The sequence below is a fragment of the Mariniflexile maritimum genome (assembly GCF_009746565.1).
In the GTDB taxonomy this organism is placed as follows: domain Bacteria; phylum Bacteroidota; class Bacteroidia; order Flavobacteriales; family Flavobacteriaceae; genus Mariniflexile; species Mariniflexile maritimum.
Map to the genome: position 1 here is coordinate 26,395 of NZ_WRPN01000004.1, position 19,411 is coordinate 45,805.

The following is a 19,411-nucleotide window of genomic DNA, read 5'->3' on the forward strand; positions in this document are numbered from 1 at the left end:
AGTTTTATAGTTTAACAACTTTCTTTTCGGTGTTACTTCTTAAAGCGGCTTCAATAATTTTGATAACGTTCCTGCCATCTTCCGCAGAAACGGGAACCGATTTATGGTTTCTAATGGCTTCATAAATAGCATCAAAATACGTCATGTAATTTCCTTTTAGGCTTGGTACAAGTTCTTTGATTATTTTGCCATTGTTTTCGGTGTGCAGCAAGCCTTTTTCGTTGTCTGGTTCCGTGCCCCAATCCATGCTATCTGGCATTTTGCCGGCAATCAGTTGCTTTTCCTGTACATCGGCCTTTGTTTTAATGAACGAGCCTTTGGTGCCGTGTAAAATGTTGCCGGGTAAAGGCTCGCGAACGTAGTAACTCGATTTAAGAATAACGCGATGCGTTGGGTAAAATAGTTTCACATCAAAATAATCGCCCACTTTCGAGTTGGGTCGAAGCGCATCTACATCGGCAAACACAGCTTCTGGCATACCGAACAATTGCAATGCTTGGTCAATTAAATGCGAGCCCAAATCGTATAAGCTCCCAACCCCAATGGAAGGCGTTTCTTTATGGGTTTTATAGCTCAAGGCGGCATCAAAGCGGTCGTAATGAAATTCAGCTTCTATAATAGTTCCCAATAAGCCATCATTAATTACTTTTCGTACGGTTTTGAAATCGCTGTCGTATCTGCGGTTATGGTAAACCGACATCTGTACATTTTTTTCTTTGGCTAATTTGATAAGTGCATCGGCTTCGGCAACAGTTGCCGTAAATGGTTTTTCAATAACCAGGTGTTTGCCCGCGTTAATTACTTTTTTGGCAAAATCGAAATGGGTCACATTGGGGGTGTTTACTATTACCAATTCAACAGCTTCATCGGCCAGAAGGCTTTCCAGGGAGCGAAAGGTTTTTATGTTGGGGTAGTGCTTTTGGGCCTCGTTTTTGGTTCTTTCAAAAACACCGTATAGGTTGAATTTTGGATTGACCGAAATAAATGGTGCATGGAACACACGACCGCTCATACCATAAGAACATAACGCTGTGTTAATGGGTTTCATAAAATTGTTTTATATGGCTGTTTTTAACAAAGGATATCAATTAAAACAAAGCATTTTTTTATGCTCGGTTAGGCTGCGGTTCAATATCTGTTAAATCTGCTATTTTTATTGGGTTTCCAGACTCGATACTTTTTCTTGCTGCAATTCCAATGATTGCCGACATTACACCATCTCTACTTCCTGCAGCTCTCTCAAACGGGTCTGCTTCATTAGGTGTTCTAAATATTTTATTGTGCAAACGTTCATCGCCGCCGCCATGGCCACCTCTTTCAGAAGGCACTTCAACGGTCTCAAAATCTTTCCATAGTTTATGAACAATAATGGATTCTGAACTGGCTTCTTCAATGGCATTTTGTTCCATTTCCTTGGCGTGCATTTCGGCCTGGTTTATTTCGGTTTTTTTGTTGTAGGGAATATCCAAAGAGGCTTCAATTCTGCCTTCGGTACCGTTGAATGCCAATCGCCAGCCTTCAAAAGGCGAGTAGGTGGTTAAGGAATAATTTACGGTAACGTTATTGGCATATTGTATTTGGGCAGACATTTTATCATAAATATCAATGTTTTCCCTAAACAGGCATTTGTCCCTTATGTAGCCATCGTGTTTTTCGTTTGCAACGTACAGGTCCATCATACGTTCGTCTTTTGTAATATCGAAATAAAAATCGCAATTCTTTTTATGCTCACAGGTTCTGCAATTATCACCTCTAAAAGGGCCGTTGGCACCATAAAAATTTAAGTCGCCATGGGCATAAACCTCGGTAGGGTCTGAATCGATCCACCAATTCAATAGGTCGAAATGATGGGTTGCTTTGTGTACCCAAAGGGAGTTGCTGTGTTCTTTTTCGCCATGCCATCTTCTGAAATAAGAGGCGCCATGGTATGTGTTTAGGTACCAATGAAAATCGACCGATGTAATGTTGCCAATGGTGTTATTGGCAAGCAGTTCTTTTATTTTTGTGCTGTAAGGGCTCCATCTGTAATTGAACCCAACGATGAGTTTTTTACCCGATGTTCTTTCGGCATTTAAGATGGCTTGTGCCTTGGTTTCATCTGTGGTCATTGGTTTTTCAGTAAGTACGTCGCAACCCGATTCCAATCCTTTAACAATGAATTCGTGATGGGTGGCATCTACCGTGGTAACAATGATGAGGTCTGGTTTTGTTGTTTTCAGCATCTTATCGAAATCAATAAATGTTGGGCAATCAACACCAATGTATTTTTTGGCATATTCCAACCTACCAGGGTTTATGTCGCTTAAACCAACAAATTCTAAAATATCGGAATACGCATCAACCAAGCGTTTTCCCCAAAAACTGGTGCCCCGTATGCCTGTTCCCACAAGAACAACTCTAAGTTTTTTTGATGTTCCAAAATTAAATGCGCTCAAAGGAAATGCACTATAGGCGGCCAACATGCTGATGGATGCTAGGAACTGGCGTCTTGAATTTTTCATGATTTTTAAGTGTTAATGGTTGTTTAGTTTAGGACTAACAAGATAAATAAAAAAGGGAATACATCCAATTAAATTGCTGTATTCCCAATTTTAAATTAGATGGAAATAAATCCTGGATCTAATTTACTAAACAAACTAACTAAACTAAACAATAATATTATATTACTATTTATAAGCTTCATTTTGAGTAATCACATCTGGGTTTTGGTTAATTACTAGAAAAGGAATAGGCAATAATAACTCATCTTCAGTAATAGTGATATTTTTATCACTGTTTTTTATTACTGAAATTGCTCTTCCGGTTCTTATTAAATCAAACCAACGATGAAACTCACCTGCAAATTCAACTTGGCTTTCGTGTTCCAAAGCAAGTTGCAATGTATTGTACTGAGCTGGATAACCAGTAGCCCCATAAGCTGGTAAGCCAACGCGGGCACGAACTTCGTTCATGTATTTTGGATCATCAGTAGCTTCGGTCAACATCAAAAGTACATCGGCATAACGAAGGATTATAAAATTGTTGTTTGAAGCTTCCCTTAAACCACTTACAGGTGCCGCTGTGTCTTTCCATTTAATGAAGAATTTTACATTAACAGGTGTTCCGCCGGCTGTTTGGTACCCGTTTTGAATGGAAATAGCCCTTCTAGGATCATTTGCTTCGTATGCATTCCATAAATCATCGGTCACTTGATTAAATCCGCCGCCCCAAGCTGTAACCACACGATTATCAACCGGTGAGAACATGGCCCAATATAAGCTGTATGGATTGGACACTCCGCCTTTATATTGAATCTCAAAGATAGATGATGCGTTATTTTTTTTAGTTAAATTCCATAAATCGGCGTAAGGTACCAAACTAAACTTACCATAAACTTTCAACAAAGTTTCAGAGGCTTTTGGTTTATTGCCCATTGTTAGATATACTTTACCAAGTAACGTATTGGCTGCTTCTTGGCTGGCAGCACCTACGAAACGTTGATTTGTTTTTACAGGTAGTTGTGCTGCTGCAAAATCAAGATCTTCAATAATTTGAGCGTAAACTTGTGCCTTTGGCGTACGTTCTTGTGCATACGCATCCGCAATGCTGATTGGAGTAAGGACTAATGGTACATCGCCCCAAGCTCGAACCATGTCAAAATAGTATAAAGCACGTAAAAACTTGGCTTCGCCGATTAAAGCATCGCGATTTGCAAAATCAAGTTTTTCGGCGCTTACAATAATATTATTTATAATATAGATTGCCTTATAGTAGTTGTTCCAAAAATTGAACACTAATTCATTATCAATGGCCATGGTATGCAATTCAAAACTTTCATAATCTTGTATTCTTCCAGCGGCATTATCACTATATGCGTTGTCCGACATTAATTCACCATACAACGAAGGCAAACTTTCTGGACCATACAAAGTGTAAAGTGAGTTATAAGCTGACCACATCGCTGTTTCGATATCCTTCTTGGATTTATAGAAATTCTCCTCGTTAGCATTTGAAATAGGCGCTTTATCTAAAAAATCCGAACTACATCCCAATAGGAATATGTTACAAAAAAGTATGATATATATTATTTTTTTCATTTTCTTAAGTTTTAAACGATTCATCTAGATTTTAGAAACTAACATTTATACCAGCTGTGGCTGTAAAAGGATTTGGATAAGCACCATAATCAAAACCTACCATTACTCCGGATTGATAGGTGCTACCTTCTGGATCAAAACCTAAATAATCAGAGAACACATGGACGTTTTCCATATTTAGATATAACTTTATGTTGCTTAACTTCATTTTTTCAACTATATTCTTTGGCAGATTATACCCTAAACGAATATTTTGGATACGAACAAAAGATCCATCTTCAACCCAAAAGCTTGACCCAAAATCACGAACAGTAGTTGGCAACATGCGGGGTTTAGGAATCATTCCGTTGCCAGGTTCGGCATCAGATTTCCAGTAATTGTTTACAACAGAATACATGTTACGGTTGCCTCCTCCTACACCTGATTTTAGATATCGGGCATTATGGTTAAGAATTTCTCCTCCTTGAGAACCACGTAGCAAAATAGAAAGTTCAAATCCAGAGTACGAAAAATTATTCGTCATGCCCCATTGAAAATCGGCTTGATTATTGCCAAGGTAGGTACGGTCATTAGAATCAATTTTACCATCTTTATTAACATCCTTTACCTTTGGATCGCCCGCTTCACTGCCTGGCCATACAGGATAGGCATTACTGTTCAACTCGGCTTGCGACATAATTACACCATCAACAATATAGCCATAATACATCCCTATTGGTTTTCCTACGGCTGTGCGCGATGTCATACTACTAACATTAATATCTATGGGTGCATCGTTCACACCCAGTTTCAACACTTTGTTACGATTTGCAAAAATGTTAAAGTCGGTATTCCATTTGAATTCTCTATCTATATTGCGTGTGCTAATATTTATTTCAAACCCTTTATTTTCGAGCTCCCCAATATTTGTCAAAGTAGAAGAGAAACCTGAAAGAATTGGAATAGGTACATTAAGTAATAAATCTTTTGTTTTTGAATAATAAATATCTCCAGTAAACCTCACACGTCCATTGAGTGCACTTAAATCAACCCCAAAGTTAGTTTGACCCGTTTTTTCCCATTTCAAATTTTTATCTGCAAAATTTGACGTGTAAATACCCTGGTTCACGGTACCTGAATTTACATAAGAGCTATAGCCTAATACCCCTATAGACCCATAGTTTGGAATCTGATTGTTTCCCGTAGCACCATAACTTAACCTGATTTTCATGTTATCTAACCATGAAACATCCTTTAGAAAAGATTCTTCTGAGATACGCCATGCCAATGATCCTGATGGAAAATATCCCCATCTGTTATTCGCTCCAAAACGGGAAGAACCATCAGCTCTAATGGCTGCTGATGCCAGATATTTGCCTTTATAAGAATAATTGGCACGGGCCAAGTAAGAAACTAATGACCAGTCTTCTGAAAAAGTACTGCCATTATTTACAACACCAGCATTCAAGGTATGTACCAAATCATTAGGAAAACTGCCTGCTGTCATACTACTATTATCTAAACGTTGTTCTTGGGCAGAATACCCAGCCAATAAATTCAAATTGTGGTCCTCATTAAACGTCTTGTTATAAGTTAATGTAGTTTCTGAAATCCAGTTATTCGATTGCAGTGTTTTGAAATCGGCTTGCGCTGGCACCCATCCTGAGTATCCCCAGTTCTGCCCTGCGTTCCAATAGAAATTATGAAACGTATTCTCAATATTAGAACTCGCAGAGGTTTTAATAGTTAGGTCTTTTATAATATCCCATTCTATGTATGAAGTGATGGTAGCAACATTGGTCGTCTTTTTAGTAGTTGCTTCCCGTGTTAGTGAATAGGGATGCCATAGCTGGAAACCATATTTAGAAAACGTGTTCCAAATTGAAGTGGGATCTTTAAAACCAAGACTTCCTGTTTCAACATAAAGCGGGAAAAATGGGTCGCTTTGCAAAGCTAAGCTTACGACATCGCTTTTTCCACCTGTGCCATAAGGAGCTTCTTTTGCTCTACTAAGCCCAATGTTCATTCCGATACGGATTTTATCATTAAACTTATGCTTAATATTTGACCTTAGGTTTATTCTTTCGTAAGTATTTCTATCAACAACACCTTCTGAATTCAAATACCCCATTGATACCATGAATTGTGTTTTCTCGCTACCACCAGAAGCTGATAATTGATAATTACTATTGTGCGCAGTTCTAAAGGCAACATCCTGCCAATCCGTTCCGTTTCCAATACGGGCAATCCAAGCGGGATCTGAGAATTCTACAGGAACTGTTACATTAATCCCTCTTGTAGCTGACGGATTTGCGGCAACAATTGTTGCCCACGAATTATTTCTAGCGGCTGTATTGAAGGCAATAAATTCTGAGGCATTCATCATATCTGTTTTGCGGTTAACATAAGAGAAACCTGTTTCAAAAGTTGCGTCAATTTTGGTTTTGCCTGCTTTTCCTTGTTTAGTGGTAATAATAACAACGCCATTTGCACCCCTAGAACCATAAATAGCCGCTGAAGAGGCATCTTTCAATATATCAATCGACTCAATATCGTTGGGATTAATAGAATTCATGGGATTACGGTTAAAACCCAAGTTGCTACCTGCGCTTATTCCTGTATCGGTTGAATTCGTGGTGTTATCTTCTAACGGAATACCATCAATAACGTAAAGTGGGGTAGTACCAGCATTTATGGAAGAAGCACCACGTACTTTTATTGTGGGAGCAAGTCCAGGAGCGCCTTGAGACTGTGTAATTTGCACCCCTGTAGTTTGTCCAGCAAGCGATTGAAGCACATTACTGTTCGATCTGCCTTCCAATTTATCTGACCCAACAGAAACTACGGATCCAGTTAAGTCCTTTTTCTTGACGGAACCATACCCCACAACAACAACTTCATCCAATTTGGCAGCATCTTCAATTAAGGTAACAGTAATTGTTTTTTGGTTATTTACAGCAATTTCCTTGGTTACAAACCCCAGATAGGAAACAACAAGTATGGCATTTGGGCTTGCAACCGCTAAGGAAAATTTACCGTCAAAATCTGATTGTGCGCCATTGCTAGTTCCTTTTTCAATGATATTGGCTCCAATTAAGGGCTGCCCGTTGGAATCGGTAACTGTTCCGGTTACAGTATGTTTTTGAGCTTTCACATCAATTTGCAATGGTTGAACAATTGGTTTGTAAACAGCTTCTTTCTTATCTTTTAAAACAATTTGGGTGTTTCTTATTTTATAGGAAGTGCTGGTGTTGCCAAACAAATCGCTTAAAACATTTTCAATACTAACGTTTTTAGCTTTAATGGAAACTTTCCGCTTTAAATCCACAAATTTTGTGTTGTACACAAATCTATATTCCGTAGTCGCTTCAATTTTATCAATAACCTGTGATACGGTGGCGTTTTCAACATCCAAGGAAATGGTTTGTGTATAGCCCGTATTTGCCATCATCGTGAAAAATGATGCTATTGTAAAAAGAGTGGTTAATTTCATTTTTAAATCAAATTTCAGCCAAGGCAGTTTTCTGCCCCTTCTATCATAAATTTTTTTCATACTTTTAAAGTGTTAATTAGTGAATGACTAAATGTTAGTTGTCACTTTATAATTTCCGGGAAATGTTGCAGCATTTTCCGGTTTTTTATATCTGGTATTTAGATACTCTTAAAGTGATTTTTTTGTTGGCGATTGTTAAGTTTTTTTTATTTCATAGGGATACGGTTTTAAGTTTAGTTAATTTACATATACAATGTTGTTTTTTATACTGTAGTTTATGTTATAGCTGTCGTTGAAATAGCTTAAGATGGTCTCAATGGGTTCTTCGTTAAAATTGCCATTAAAGGTTTCATCTTCCAATTGTTTATTTGTTATTACAACCTTCATGTTATATTGGCGCTCTATTTTTTTTGCAATGTTTTTAAAGGGCATGTTTCTAAAAAATAAACCTCCTTGCATCCACGAGGTATAGGTTTGGGTGTTTACTTTTTTTGTTGAGATGCTCCGGTTTTCTTTGTTAAGTGCGCCTTTTGTTCCTGGTTTTAACATGGTGGCTTCCTTTATTGTTTGGAAATTGTTATACATGCCTACCGAGCCTTCAACCAAAACAACTTCTGTATCAGAATCTTCGGGATAGGCGGACACATTAAATTCTGTTCCAAAAACTTCAACATTTAAGTTTTCTGAATTAACTATAAAAGGATGTTCGGCATCTTTGGTTACAGAAAAAAATGCTTCGCCATTTAAAAAGACTTGGCGTTTTTCACCTTTTAAAAACTTAACGGGATATTTTAACGACGTACCTGCGTTTAGCTGTACGTTGGTACCGTCTGATAATTGGATTTTAAAACGTTTTCCATAGGGTACGGTTAGTGTATTGTAAACCAAGGTTTCTTTTTCAACATCGTTGTTATAGGTAAGTTGGCCACCGTTTTGCGTGCCTATTATTCTGCCTTTTGCATCAAGAAGTTGCGTAGTGCCATCTTCGTTTATAATTTTGATGGTGCCATTTTCCAGCTGAAGTGTAATGCTTTCTGATGGGATGCTTACTTTTTTATTACTGGCGAAATAACCGTTTTGATAAAAATAGCCCACATTTAAAAGGAAAACGGCTATGGCTACGTATTTAGAAAATGTTGGGACTAATTTTATGTATTTAGATTTGAAAACTGTTTTTTTTGCTGCTTGGTTTTGCCGAATAGGATGCTCCAGTTTTGAAACTATATGGTTCCAGGCAGCATCTTCATCAAGAATCTTTGCAAATTGAACGCGCCGTACCCTTTTGTAAATTTGTAAATGATCGATAAAAAATTGCCTGTGACTTAAATCTTCCTGCAACCAATTTTTTAATTCATTAAATTCCTTTTCATTAATTTCCTTGGAAATATAATTTGAAATAAGTTTTGAAATATGGGGATTTATAATGTCCATTATCGATTTTGACAAATATGTTATTTTACCTTTAATATATGCTATATTAACTATAATAACAAAAAACCGAAAATGGGTGACAAAAAAAAGAACTATTTTAAGCTATAAGTAAAAAAATGATTGCCGCCAATACATTCCGAAGCTGTTTTAAGGCTCTTGAATAGTGTGTTTTAACTGTGTTTACCGAAATGCCATGTTGAGAAGCAACTTCTTTATATTTAAGATTTTCTAATACAATGGCCTTGAATATTTCCTTGCATTTTTTAGGCAATGCTTCAATTTCTGTGTATAATTTTTTCTTGTCTTCTTCAATAAATTTAATATCAATGGTTTCGTCGATTATTAATGTATTGACCTGTGCTTCTATTTCAACAAATTGATATTTATTTTTTTGTTTTGTTGCTTGTAACGTATTGTTTTTAACGGCTTTAAAAAGATAAGGGCCTATGATTCCTTCAAAATCCATATATAATTTTTCGTTCCAAATTTTAATAAACAAATCTTGGACAATATCTTCGGCCAAAGAAAACGAGTCGCAATATTTTAGGGCATAAGTACTTAGAGGTACATAATATAAATCGAACAATAGCTTGAAAGCATCAGGGTTTCCAAGCTTTAAACCATCAAGAATTTTTATATCGTTCGGTTTCATCATGTTTAACGTGCCATTCTCATTTAAAACTATGTTGTTTTACCATCTAAAATAGTTTGCCAACCCACATACGAATCATGCACCTGCTTGTTGTATAGATTTGGGGTGTAACGCTTCACCATGTCGCTTGGTAATTTAGGTAGCGCTTCAAGATCATTCCAAAGTTTTATGCCCAAACCGGAAATTAATGCTGCGCCCCAAGCCGACACATCGGTAATGCCCATATTGGTAATGGGCGTTTTTAGTAAATCTGCTATAAACTGCATTAAAAACGCATTGGCGGTAATGCCACCATTCACCTTTAATTCCTTTAGTGCGGAATTGGTTTCCTTTTCTATGGAATGAATCACATCTTTAATTTGAAACGCAATAGATTCTAAAGCGGCCCTTACAAGATGCGCTCTGGTGCTTCCGAACGTTAAACCATGGATGGACGCTTTCCAGTCCTTTTGCCAATAAGGCGCACCCATGCCACTAAAGGCTGGGATTAAATAAACACCTTCGTTCGTTTTTAAAGATGTTGCCATCGGTTCTATGTCGTTATAGGAAGTAAAAACACCCAATTGGTTTTTCAACCATTCAATTGTAGAACCGCAACTTACAATCACGCCTTCCAAAGCATAATTTATCTGACCTTCAACACTCCAGCCTATGGTGGTCAACATGCCGTTTTCGGTTTGCTTTGAAAGTTTTTCAGCATTCCACAATATAGAAGAACCGGTGCCCAAAGTGGCTTTCGCCATGCCGTTGGTAAAACATTCCTCACCAAAAAAAGCAGCCTGCGAATCACCAATGATTCCAGTGATGGGAAGTGGTTTTTTGAAAGTGCCTTCAAAAGTAGAATCTCCAAAATAATCGGACGAAAACGTAACTTCTGGTAAATTTATATGTTCTATGCCAAATGTTTTTAAAAGGCTTTCATCCCATTTTAAACTATAAATATTAAAAAACAGGGTTCTGGAGGCGTTTGTATAGTCTGTTTTATAACTTTTGCCGTTAGTTAATTTGTAAAGTAACCAAGTATCAACGGTTCCAAAGTAAGCTTCCCCGTTATCGATAGCCTTTTTTACTTTGTCATTATTTTCATTAAGCCACATGACTTTGGTGGCAGAAAAATAAGGATCTATGGTCAAGCCTGTGCTTAAATTAATGGCACTTTCTAAGTTGCTTTCTTTTAAACGTTCACAAACCTCTACAGAACGTTTGCATTGCCAAACCAAGGCATTGTGCAGCGGCTGTCCGTTTTTATCCCAAATCACAAAGGTTTCCCGTTGGTTTGAAATACCGCAAGACACTATCTTGTTTTCTTCACCTGGAAATTGTTCCTTAAATTGACCGATACACTTTTTAACGGCCTTCACCACCGATTGATAAATTTCTTGCGGATCTTGCTCGACAAAACTGGAAGTTGGGTAGTACGATTTTAAGGTTTCGGTAGTTTTTATGATTACTTTCCCAAATGCATCAAAAATAATGGCCTTTGTACCGCTTGTACCTTGATCGATGGATAATATATATGATTTTGACATGATAAATTCGACTTTGAAATACTTTCTTTTAAGATTTAATCTTTATTTGGATGATTTAATCTATCCATCGTACCAGTTATCCATATCAACAACCCATTAAAAAATTGCTGTAAAAAATGGGGGTTTTGGTTTGAAGGGTTAAGTTGGCATAATTATAAATCTGGTTTAAAAATCTAACAGTTCCTTACACGTTTTAAACAAGCCATCTTGCGATATGCCATAATGTTTGAAAATTTCACCTTGGGAACCTGTAACGGTATAGTCGTCTAGAATGCCAACTATTTTGAACTTGTTCCTGAACCCTTTTTGAAACAAATAAGAGGCGCAAGCTTCCCCTAAACCGCCATTTACCATCTGTTCTTCAACAGTTATAATTGGTCTGCCGTTTGAAGCCAATGTTTCCAACAGTTTTACATCCAAAGGCTTGATGGTGTGCATGCTAACAACTGTGGTTTTTATACCAAGTTCATCTTCCAATTTTTTGGCAGCTAACCAAGCAGGGTACACGGTTTCTCCACAAGCAATGATGGCCAAATCTGCGCCTTCCCTTACAACACGGCCTTTGCCAAATTCGAAGGTTTTGTTTTCCTCACTTAAAAATGGCATGGCTTTTTTGCCAAAGCGCATGTAAATAGGTTTTTTGGTTTTTGCCGCTAAACGAACAGCTTGCTCGGTTTCAAAATTATCGGCAGGCGCTACAATGATGATATTGTTTATGGCACGAAGCACCGCATAATCGTGTAAACTGTGATGCGTGGTGCCGAGTGCACCATAACTAACACCGGCGCTAATACCAACCAAGGTTACGGGATTATCGGAATAACAAACATCGTTTTTAATTTGTTCCAAAGCTCTTGCGCTTAAAAAACAGGCAGGCGATACCGCAAATGTTTTTTTACCTGCTGAAGCTAAGCCCGCTGCAACACCTACCAAGTTTTGTTCGGCAATGCCAACTTCAACAATCTGTTTGGGGTATTTTTCCCCGAAGGGCACTAATTTCCCCGACCCACGTGAATCGCTGGTTACTGCAATAATACTTTTATCAGTTTCAGCTAATGCCTGCAAGGTTTCAGAAAAAACATCTTGGTTCGCTTTGCCCATTTTTAAATCCTTTTCCTCTATTTTATCTAATTCCATAGTTTTCTAGATTAATGCTTCTGCCGCCGTTAATTCTGAAAGTGCCAATGCGTATTGTTCTGCCGATGGCACACCGTGATGCCATTTGGTAACGCCTTCCATATAGCTAACACCTTTGCCCTTAATGGTATGCGCTATAATAAAATTTGGTTTGCCTGTTTCAAAAGGGCCATTATTTAAGGCATTTTCAAGTTCTTCAAGATTATGGCCGTCAACCTCTTTTACGGCCCATCCAAAGGCTTCCAGTTTTTCGCGAACGGAATCGGTATTCATAACATCTTTATTGTAACCGGTAATCTGTTGTTTGTTATTGTCTAAAATAGCATACAGATTATCCAACTTATAATGTGATGCCGATAAAAATGCTTCCCAATTGGAGCCTTCGGGCAATTCGCCATCGCCTAAAAGTGTATAAACACGGTGGGTTTTGTTGTCTAATTTCGCCGCAATGGCCTCGCCAACACAAATAGGCAAGCCATGGCCCAAAGCGCCCGTGTTTTGCTCCACACCATTCACTTTTTTTGTAGGATGCCCAATATAATGCGATTGGTATTTACACAGCGTTTCCAAATCGGATTCCGGGAAAAAACCCCTATCGGCAAGCGTTACAAAAAGCGCTTCCACGCAATGTCCTTTACTTTGAATGTACCTATCACGATTTGGGTTTTTAAAATCGGTTGGATCGACATTTAAAACACGGTTGTAAAGCACGTTTAGCGTATCAACGCACGATAAACTCCCGCCCGTATGTCCTGCTTTGGCTTTATATATGTATTTGAGAAGGTTTTTTCTCAGCAATACCGATTTTAACTTTAATTCTTTATGCGTCATTTGTTTATCTTTAAGCAGTAAACTGGATTACCCTTTGTGGTTGTAAACATCCCAACCCATGTAGTTCCCCAAGGCTTCTTCAAGAATAGCGCCCGTTTTGGAGGCATTCATCACCACATGATGTTCAAAACCGTTTCTACAAACGTGGTTCATCAAGCCTTGTAAGTTTCCTATTTTCGCTACCGCTCTGTTCCCAAAGGTTTTTAGCGGGTCGTCGGTCAATTCACCTTCACCTATATAGGCTTTAATGATGCCTTTGGGGTCGTCGGTACTAATCCTTCCATAAGTTAGAGGCATGGCGGGCGTACGGCCGTCTAAGGCGCCATAAGTGTTTTCAACACCAACGGAAGTTCCTAAAATGGGCGCATTGCTTATTTCAATTTCCGGCAGGAATGATTTTGCCCAGTTTCCGCAATGGAACAGGACGCATTTTTCAGGATCGTCAGCGTAGTTATTGTTCCAATCTACCAAAGCGCTTGGGGAGCCCGATGCCAATTGCATGGCGTACATACTCAATGTACCGGTAACATCAACTTCACAGGCCGATGGCAACATGTTTTCGGACATGATACTCATACTGGTGCAAACATTACAGCCAAAATTTTGCTGTAAAGAAGTCCAACATTGAATGGCGGTGGCATCCAATTCGTATTCATCAACATATTCATTTAAAACCACATCTAGTTTTGCTATTTGAACCATGGCATCATTAGGGGTTTTTCCTTTTGAAGCATAAGTATTTATTTTTTCTAGGTGTTGCTTCACTGAAGCATCATCCTTAGTAAGTTTGTTTGCTTTTCCAAGAATTTCCGATAAATCGGCCGTTACAACCGTAATCCCGTTTCTTTGCAATATCTTTTCAGAATAACGCACGGTGTTAAAAGCGCCCGGTCTTGCCCCAATAGCACCAATCCTGATGTTCCGCATGCCTTTTACCACACGGCAAACGGCTAGAAAATCCTTTAAATCCTTTTGAAAAATGGGGTCTGTTGGGTGCGAAACGTGTTGACTGGTCAATGAATATTTTATACCATATTGATACAGGTTATTGCACACCGATATTTTACCGCACCAGGAATCGCGACGGTTAACCACGTTCATTTTAGACAGTTCATCGGGATACGCTTGTACTAAAACAGGTATGTTTAGGTTGGCCAGTTTTAAGGTATCGGCCACCCCGCGTTCATCACCAAAATTTGGTAAAAGCACTAGGATTCCTGCTAGTTCCTCTCGGTGCTTTTTAAAAAGTTCGGCGCATTTTTGGGAGTCTTTATAGGTTTCTACACCGCCAAGTTTTGTGTCGGTGGTTTCCAACAGAATGGGCTTTAAATTTAGTTTTGAAAAAACCTCGATAATTTCCGTTCTGGCTTTTTCAACTAAACTGTCGGGGAAAAAATCCCTGTTCCCTATTATGATTCCGATGCTTAATGATTTTTTTGACATGGTTTTTATTTAGTTTATATTAAACGTGGCTAATATTACTATTTTAGCAATAAATAGAGTGTTACTTTTATGCGATGGTCAATTTTGTAAAAAACAAAAATTTAATTTGTTTTCTGCCATTAAAAGTATTGCCCGATTTTAAAAGCGTCTCAGTGGAAATCTATTTGAGGATTTATGAGGATATTAACACCCATAAAAAAGGTGACTTTTTAAATATGAAAGTCACCTTTTTATATGAATTGCTTAAACTAAAAAGTTACAGGTTCATCAATCTTTATTTTTTTATAATTATTTTGTCTAGCGTACCTTTGTTAGTAAACACTTTAACCACATAGCTTCCACGGCTCAAATGGCCCATGTCGATGCTTTCCAAAGTGCCTTTAACCGTTAGGACCTTAACACCTAGTATTGTATAAATTTCAACTTTTTCCACATTCAACATAGAGGTTAAATGTAAGGTGTTAAAAACAGGGTTGGGATAAAGTTTTACTTGTACATCTTTTACATTGTGCACACCCGCCGTATCGTAGGCCACTTTCATATAATAGAGGTTTGTTGTGCTCACGCTTCCTTTGGTAATGGCATAATTACCGGCTGCAATGGGTAATGTAATAATTCCAGCTACAGCATTATAAGTAGTGCCATTAATTTTTAAATCGCCCGTATAGTTGTCGTTCAGAACCAGCGTTAATACACCTTGTTGAGCCGTTGTGAATGAAATATTGGTAGTTGATTCCATTTTTAGGCATTGCGTTAAAACAAGTCCGTTATAGTTTGCGGTGCCTTTTGAAGTTGAAAGATTTCCTGTAATGGCGTAGAAGGTGCTTGTTTTTCCCGATGTTGTAAAATTATGTATTTCATCACCTGCGGTTGTAGTTCCAAGGGTGATGGTTCCGGAGTCTGTTACTGGTGTACCCGTTGCTCCAGAAGTTGCAATTGTATATGAAACTGTTGCGGTAGGAGTTCCCGTTATCGTGATGGTTTTTGCAGTCGCATCTTTCACAAATGTAATTCCAGAGGCAGGTAATCCGGTTACCGTAGCATCCGTAGCATCGCCACCCCATGTAAATACAATGGCTTCAATTGGGGTGCCTTCAACAACGGTTTGACTGGTGTTGTTTGTTGAAGAAAGTGTTTGGGTGCTTGGTGGTGTTTCACCTTGAACATATACCAAAGTTGTGGTGTAATTTGAGAGTGCCGTTTTAAGTGGTTGGTTTACGGCATACGAGGTGTCATCTCCAGGTTGGTTAAAAGTCCATTCAAAATCGCCGCCTTGCATACGTCCTGAATATTGCATTACCTTTGTTTTGGCATCTTCTGGACTATCCGGCGTGTAGGAATACATTACCGATGCATTGGTGTCGAAATTGTTATAGGTGTTGCTGCCATACGCAGAAACGACACTGGCGCTTAATGTTTCATTTCTACTGGTTGCCACATAAGCGTCAAAATCAACAGAAGGATTTGGGTATGAAACATGGCCATAGGGTACAAAACGGGTTTCGCCAATCATGTAATTATTGAACGCTTTAATGGTGCCGCCATCTTCTTTGGAAAAGGTTGGGTTGTTATTATAATCGTTGGTTCCAGTTGAAGCATTGTAAACATCTGAACCCTGCATGGATGTTAACATGGGATATTTGCAGTTGCGGAAATAATTGTTTTCAACAAACACCGATGCCCCTTCGGTAGCGCCAACCCCGTATTTGGAGTTGCCATCATAATAATTATTATACACATGTGCTGAATAAAAGCGAACACGTGGATGCCGCGAATCGGAGTGGTCGTACCAATTGTGGTGGTAGGTGATGTACAAACCAGAGGTGGTGTTTTCGCTTAATCCCAAAAGATTGGATTTTCCCGAATCCCAAAAGTGGTTGTATGAAAACGTTACATAGGTTGATCTTTTACAGTCTAACGCGCCGTCACCTTTTGCTTGGTCGGCATCACCGCCGGCATCGCCGTAAAAGAAATCTACGTTATGCACCCAAATATAGTCGTTGTCCTGTTGCAGGCCAATATTGTCGCCTTCGCCACTATTGCAGTTCATCGTGCCGATATTCCGTATTTCAATGTTTGTGGCATTTTTTATTCGGATGCCCCAACCATCGGCAACGGCATCGTCGCCTACGCCTTCAAATGTAATATGGCTTGAAGCATTTTGTTTGTTTTCAATAACAATATCCCCGTTAAGCGTATAACTAGGGTCGGTAATCTGTCCCACCAACCGTATTATTAAAGGTCGGGTGTCGTTTCCTTTTTTAAAGCCATCCAAAATGGTTTGAAGGCCAATACAAGGGTTTGAGGTTGCACCGGTTACATTTAAAGAAACGGTGTTTTTGGTTGCTTCGGTGATATACAATATTACCGCATTCGGTTTTGGGGTACCATCCATAGTATAGCCTCCCGGTACACGACCATTGGCAAAAGCAAAACCAGATCGGTCTTGGGCTAAAACAGTAACAGGTTGTGGGGTTGTGGTGCCTAAATCCTCAACGCCCAATGTAACCGATTTTACCGTAATCGTATAGCTGCCGGCTTTAAGACCAAGGATATCTGCCCTTAAATAGGTATTATAGCCACGAATAAGCGAATTATCAATTTTTTGGTTTAATACACCTTCGCCCGAGTAATAAACATTGTAGCTTTCCGCGCCTACTACGGGTTGCCATGTAATAAAGGCACTTTCAAGCCAACCGCCATAGTTATTCAAAGTTACCGTTTGAGCTACCAAATAGGTTTGCACTAAAAGGAAGCTTGCACATAAAAATAGTTTTTTTATCATGTTGTTTGTTGGTATTAGTTTGTGGTAAAATTATTTACAATTTATATTTTGCAATCGATTACACAAAAATAGTTTTTTTTTTGAAACCAAAGATTAATTTTTCATAAAAACGATGAACAACAACGACTTAAATCCTAAATTAACTTATTGTGTGATAGGAAAGTGTCGATTTTAACTTTCAAACCAAATTTTAAACGCTGAACCGGTTTTGTTTTTATGAGGTTTTGGCGCGCTCTATTTTATTTGAATTAAAATTTTTGGATATGAATCTATTTTTGAAGACAGCCCTAAAGTCCCCTCTAGCGGGCAATATAAACTTTGGGAGATAGTTAGGAGGTAGGAAGGTATTCGACTGCGCTGAGATTCACAAGAAGTTTGAAGTTTATTGGGTTTTGGGTGCTGTGATGAAGCTTTCAAAAGAAATTAGGTTAATCGATTACAAAAAAAGCCTTCATTATTAAATTTGTGTTTATTAAGTATCTATATTTGTAAAAAAATAAAATAAATTCCCATGAAAAAGCTACTGTTCTCCCTCGTTTTTTTCCATTGTATGCTCGGTTTTGGTCAAATTACCGTCAATACGCCCCAACAGCTTGTAAGTGCCTTGGCAACAGTAAACGCCGGAGGGACTATTTATATTAAAGAAGGAGTTTATGTTTTCAATGCAAAAATCACTATCTCAAAAAGTGGCACCTCTTCCAATTTAATTTCATTACTGCCGCATCCCGATAATGTAGGGCGAGCCAAATTGGATTTTTCATCTATGGCCGAAAATTCAGCAAACCAAGGCGTGGTACTTAACGGCAGTTATTGGCACATTAAGGGCATTGATATTTTTGATGCGGGCGATAACGGCATGCAAATAAAAGGAAGCAATAACCTGATTGAATTTTGTACTTTTTCAGAATGTTCAGATTCTGGTTTGCAAATAGATAACGGTGGTGCAAACAATCTGATTTTAAATTGCGATGCTTTTTTTAATGCCGATTCCACCAAGGAAAATGCCGATGGCTTTGCCTGTAAATTAACTGCGGGAACCGGTAATAAATTTATTGGTTGTCGAGCATGGCAAAATCTTGACGATGGTTGGGATGGTTACCTAAGGGGCACCGATAATATTACCACCACGTATGAAAATTGTTGGGCCTTTAAAAATGGCTATTTAAAAAATGGCACTGTAAGCGGCGGTGATGGTAATGGCTTTAAAACGGGCGGTAGCGATGATAAGTTGCTGAAGCATAATGCAATCTATAAAAATTGCATAGCTGCTGGCAACGGTTTCGATGGTTTCGACCATAATAGTAACCGGGGCGATGTTACGCTTTATAATTGTTCTGCTTATGGTAACGGCAGAAATATCAATTTTGGAAGCACCAATATTGCCAATTCTCTCACTATTAAAAATACGGTTTCCTTTGGGGGTGTTTCGGGTGGTGATAGTTATTCGGCCACCACTACAAACATAACCAATAATAGTTGGCAAAACGGACTGGTGGCCAATGCAGCCGATTTTGTTAGTTTGGATATGAATTTGTTAACAAGTCCAAGAAAGGCAGATGGCAGTTTGCCAGATATCGATTTTTTAAAACTTGTTCCGGGAAGTGATTTAATTGACAAGGGAATTAACGTAGGCCTTCCATTTAATGGTGCAGCACCCGATTTGGGATATTTGGAAACCGCAACTTTAGGTATAAACGGTTTTGGTGTTCTTGAAGGTACATTTAATTATCCCAACCCGTTTTCAACCGAAACAACTGTTGTGTTTCACACCAAACAAACAGCAACATTGCAACTCTCGCTATACAGCATAACAGGCAAAAAAATAGTTGACATGGCAGAAAAAACCTTTCCTGCCGGAAAAAATACCTTCATTTTAAATAGGGATGCATTGCCATCTGGAAATTATCTATTGGTAATAAAAGGGGCCGATAATTTAAAAAACAGTAAAATAATTACGGTTAAATAGTATGGAATGTGTTACGTTCTTTAAGATATAACGGTGTTTTCAGCAAAACTATGCTTTAGTTTGTTTTAAGGCGGAAAAACAGAAAGTTC

At 38.4% G+C, this 19,411-nt stretch carries 12 protein-coding genes; 1 reads left to right on the plus strand and 11 read right to left on the minus strand.

The features are described 5' to 3' along the window. Positions 1–4: 4 nt before the first annotated feature. From GQO80_RS07245 to GQO80_RS07295, 11 genes are all read right to left on the minus strand, one after another. On the minus strand, positions 5–1,048 hold the full coding sequence (locus GQO80_RS07245) for a Gfo/Idh/MocA family oxidoreductase (RefSeq protein WP_157207682.1): 1,044 nt from the start codon (positions 1,046–1,048) through the stop codon (positions 5–7). Positions 1,049–1,106: 58 nt separating this feature from the next. Further along, on the minus strand, positions 1,107–2,501 hold the full coding sequence (locus tag GQO80_RS07250; protein ID WP_157207683.1) for a Gfo/Idh/MocA family oxidoreductase: 1,395 nt from the start codon (positions 2,499–2,501) through the stop codon (positions 1,107–1,109). A 165-nt stretch (positions 2,502–2,666) separates the two neighbouring features. Then, positions 2,667–4,076, minus strand: a complete 1,410-nt coding sequence (locus GQO80_RS07255) for a RagB/SusD family nutrient uptake outer membrane protein (protein WP_157207684.1) — start codon at positions 4,074–4,076, stop codon at positions 2,667–2,669. 31 nt (positions 4,077–4,107) lie between these two features. Beyond that, positions 4,108–7,608 (minus strand): TonB-dependent receptor, encoded by a 3,501-nt coding sequence (locus GQO80_RS07260; RefSeq protein ID WP_157207685.1) that lies wholly within the window; start codon positions 7,606–7,608, stop codon positions 4,108–4,110. A 177-nt stretch (positions 7,609–7,785) separates the two neighbouring features. Continuing rightward, a complete protein-coding gene (locus GQO80_RS07265; protein WP_157207686.1) occupies positions 7,786–8,979 on the minus strand; it encodes a FecR family protein in 1,194 nt (397 codons plus the stop codon). A 97-nt stretch (positions 8,980–9,076) separates the two neighbouring features. Further along, complete coding sequence (locus GQO80_RS07270; RefSeq protein ID WP_157207687.1) at positions 9,077–9,634, minus strand: RNA polymerase sigma factor; 558 nt, start codon at positions 9,632–9,634, stop codon at positions 9,077–9,079. 26 nt (positions 9,635–9,660) lie between these two features. Next, the gene (locus GQO80_RS07275) at positions 9,661–11,160 is read right to left on the minus strand and encodes an FGGY family carbohydrate kinase (protein ID WP_157207688.1); all 1,500 of its coding nucleotides are present in this window, start codon (positions 11,158–11,160) and stop codon (positions 9,661–9,663) included. A 165-nt stretch (positions 11,161–11,325) separates the two neighbouring features. Then, positions 11,326–12,297: a transketolase family protein gene (locus GQO80_RS07280; RefSeq protein ID WP_157207689.1), complete on the minus strand. Its 972-nt coding sequence runs from the start codon at positions 12,295–12,297 to the stop codon at positions 11,326–11,328. 6 nt (positions 12,298–12,303) lie between these two features. After that, entirely contained in the window at positions 12,304–13,128 is an 825-nt protein-coding gene (locus GQO80_RS07285; protein ID WP_157207690.1) for a transketolase, read from the minus strand. A 27-nt stretch (positions 13,129–13,155) separates the two neighbouring features. Continuing rightward, positions 13,156–14,571, minus strand: coding sequence for an L-fucose/L-arabinose isomerase family protein (locus GQO80_RS07290; protein WP_157207691.1), 1,416 nt, complete (start codon positions 14,569–14,571; stop codon positions 13,156–13,158). 274 nt (positions 14,572–14,845) lie between these two features. Continuing rightward, on the minus strand, positions 14,846–17,356 hold the full coding sequence (locus GQO80_RS07295) for a pectate lyase family protein (RefSeq protein WP_157207692.1): 2,511 nt from the start codon (positions 17,354–17,356) through the stop codon (positions 14,846–14,848). Between the two features lie 511 nt (positions 17,357–17,867). On the opposite strand from GQO80_RS07295, the gene GQO80_RS07300 reads away from it, so the two are divergent. Then, positions 17,868–19,322 carry a right-handed parallel beta-helix repeat-containing protein gene (locus GQO80_RS07300; protein WP_157207693.1) on the plus strand — a complete coding sequence of 485 codons (1,455 nt, stop codon included), beginning with the start codon at positions 17,868–17,870 and terminating at the stop codon, positions 19,320–19,322. The last annotated feature ends 89 nt before the right edge of the window (positions 19,323–19,411 follow it).

Bases quoted from the DNA above. Each gene is read 5' to 3' on its own strand.
- GQO80_RS07255 (WP_157207684.1), bottom strand. From the start codon at position 4,076: ATGAAAAAAATAATATATATCATACTTTTTTGTAACATATTCCTATTG.
- GQO80_RS07245 (WP_157207682.1), bottom strand. From the start codon at position 1,048: ATGAAACCCATTAACACAGCGTTATGTTCTTATGGTATGAGCGGTCGT.
- GQO80_RS07285 (WP_157207690.1), bottom strand. From the start codon at position 13,128: ATGACGCATAAAGAATTAAAGTTAAAATCGGTATTGCTGAGAAAAAAC.
- GQO80_RS07260 (WP_157207685.1), bottom strand. From the start codon at position 7,608: ATGAAAAAAATTTATGATAGAAGGGGCAGAAAACTGCCTTGGCTGAAA.
- GQO80_RS07265 (WP_157207686.1), bottom strand. From the start codon at position 8,979: ATGGACATTATAAATCCCCATATTTCAAAACTTATTTCAAATTATATT.
- GQO80_RS07295 (WP_157207692.1), bottom strand. From the start codon at position 17,356: ATGATAAAAAAACTATTTTTATGTGCAAGCTTCCTTTTAGTGCAAACC.
- GQO80_RS07300 (WP_157207693.1), top strand. From the start codon at position 17,868: ATGAAAAAGCTACTGTTCTCCCTCGTTTTTTTCCATTGTATGCTCGGT.
- GQO80_RS07270 (WP_157207687.1), bottom strand. From the start codon at position 9,634: ATGATGAAACCGAACGATATAAAAATTCTTGATGGTTTAAAGCTTGGA.
- GQO80_RS07275 (WP_157207688.1), bottom strand. From the start codon at position 11,160: ATGTCAAAATCATATATATTATCCATCGATCAAGGTACAAGCGGTACA.
- GQO80_RS07290 (WP_157207691.1), bottom strand. From the start codon at position 14,571: ATGTCAAAAAAATCATTAAGCATCGGAATCATAATAGGGAACAGGGAT.
- GQO80_RS07250 (WP_157207683.1), bottom strand. From the start codon at position 2,501: ATGAAAAATTCAAGACGCCAGTTCCTAGCATCCATCAGCATGTTGGCC.
- GQO80_RS07280 (WP_157207689.1), bottom strand. From the start codon at position 12,297: ATGGAATTAGATAAAATAGAGGAAAAGGATTTAAAAATGGGCAAAGCG.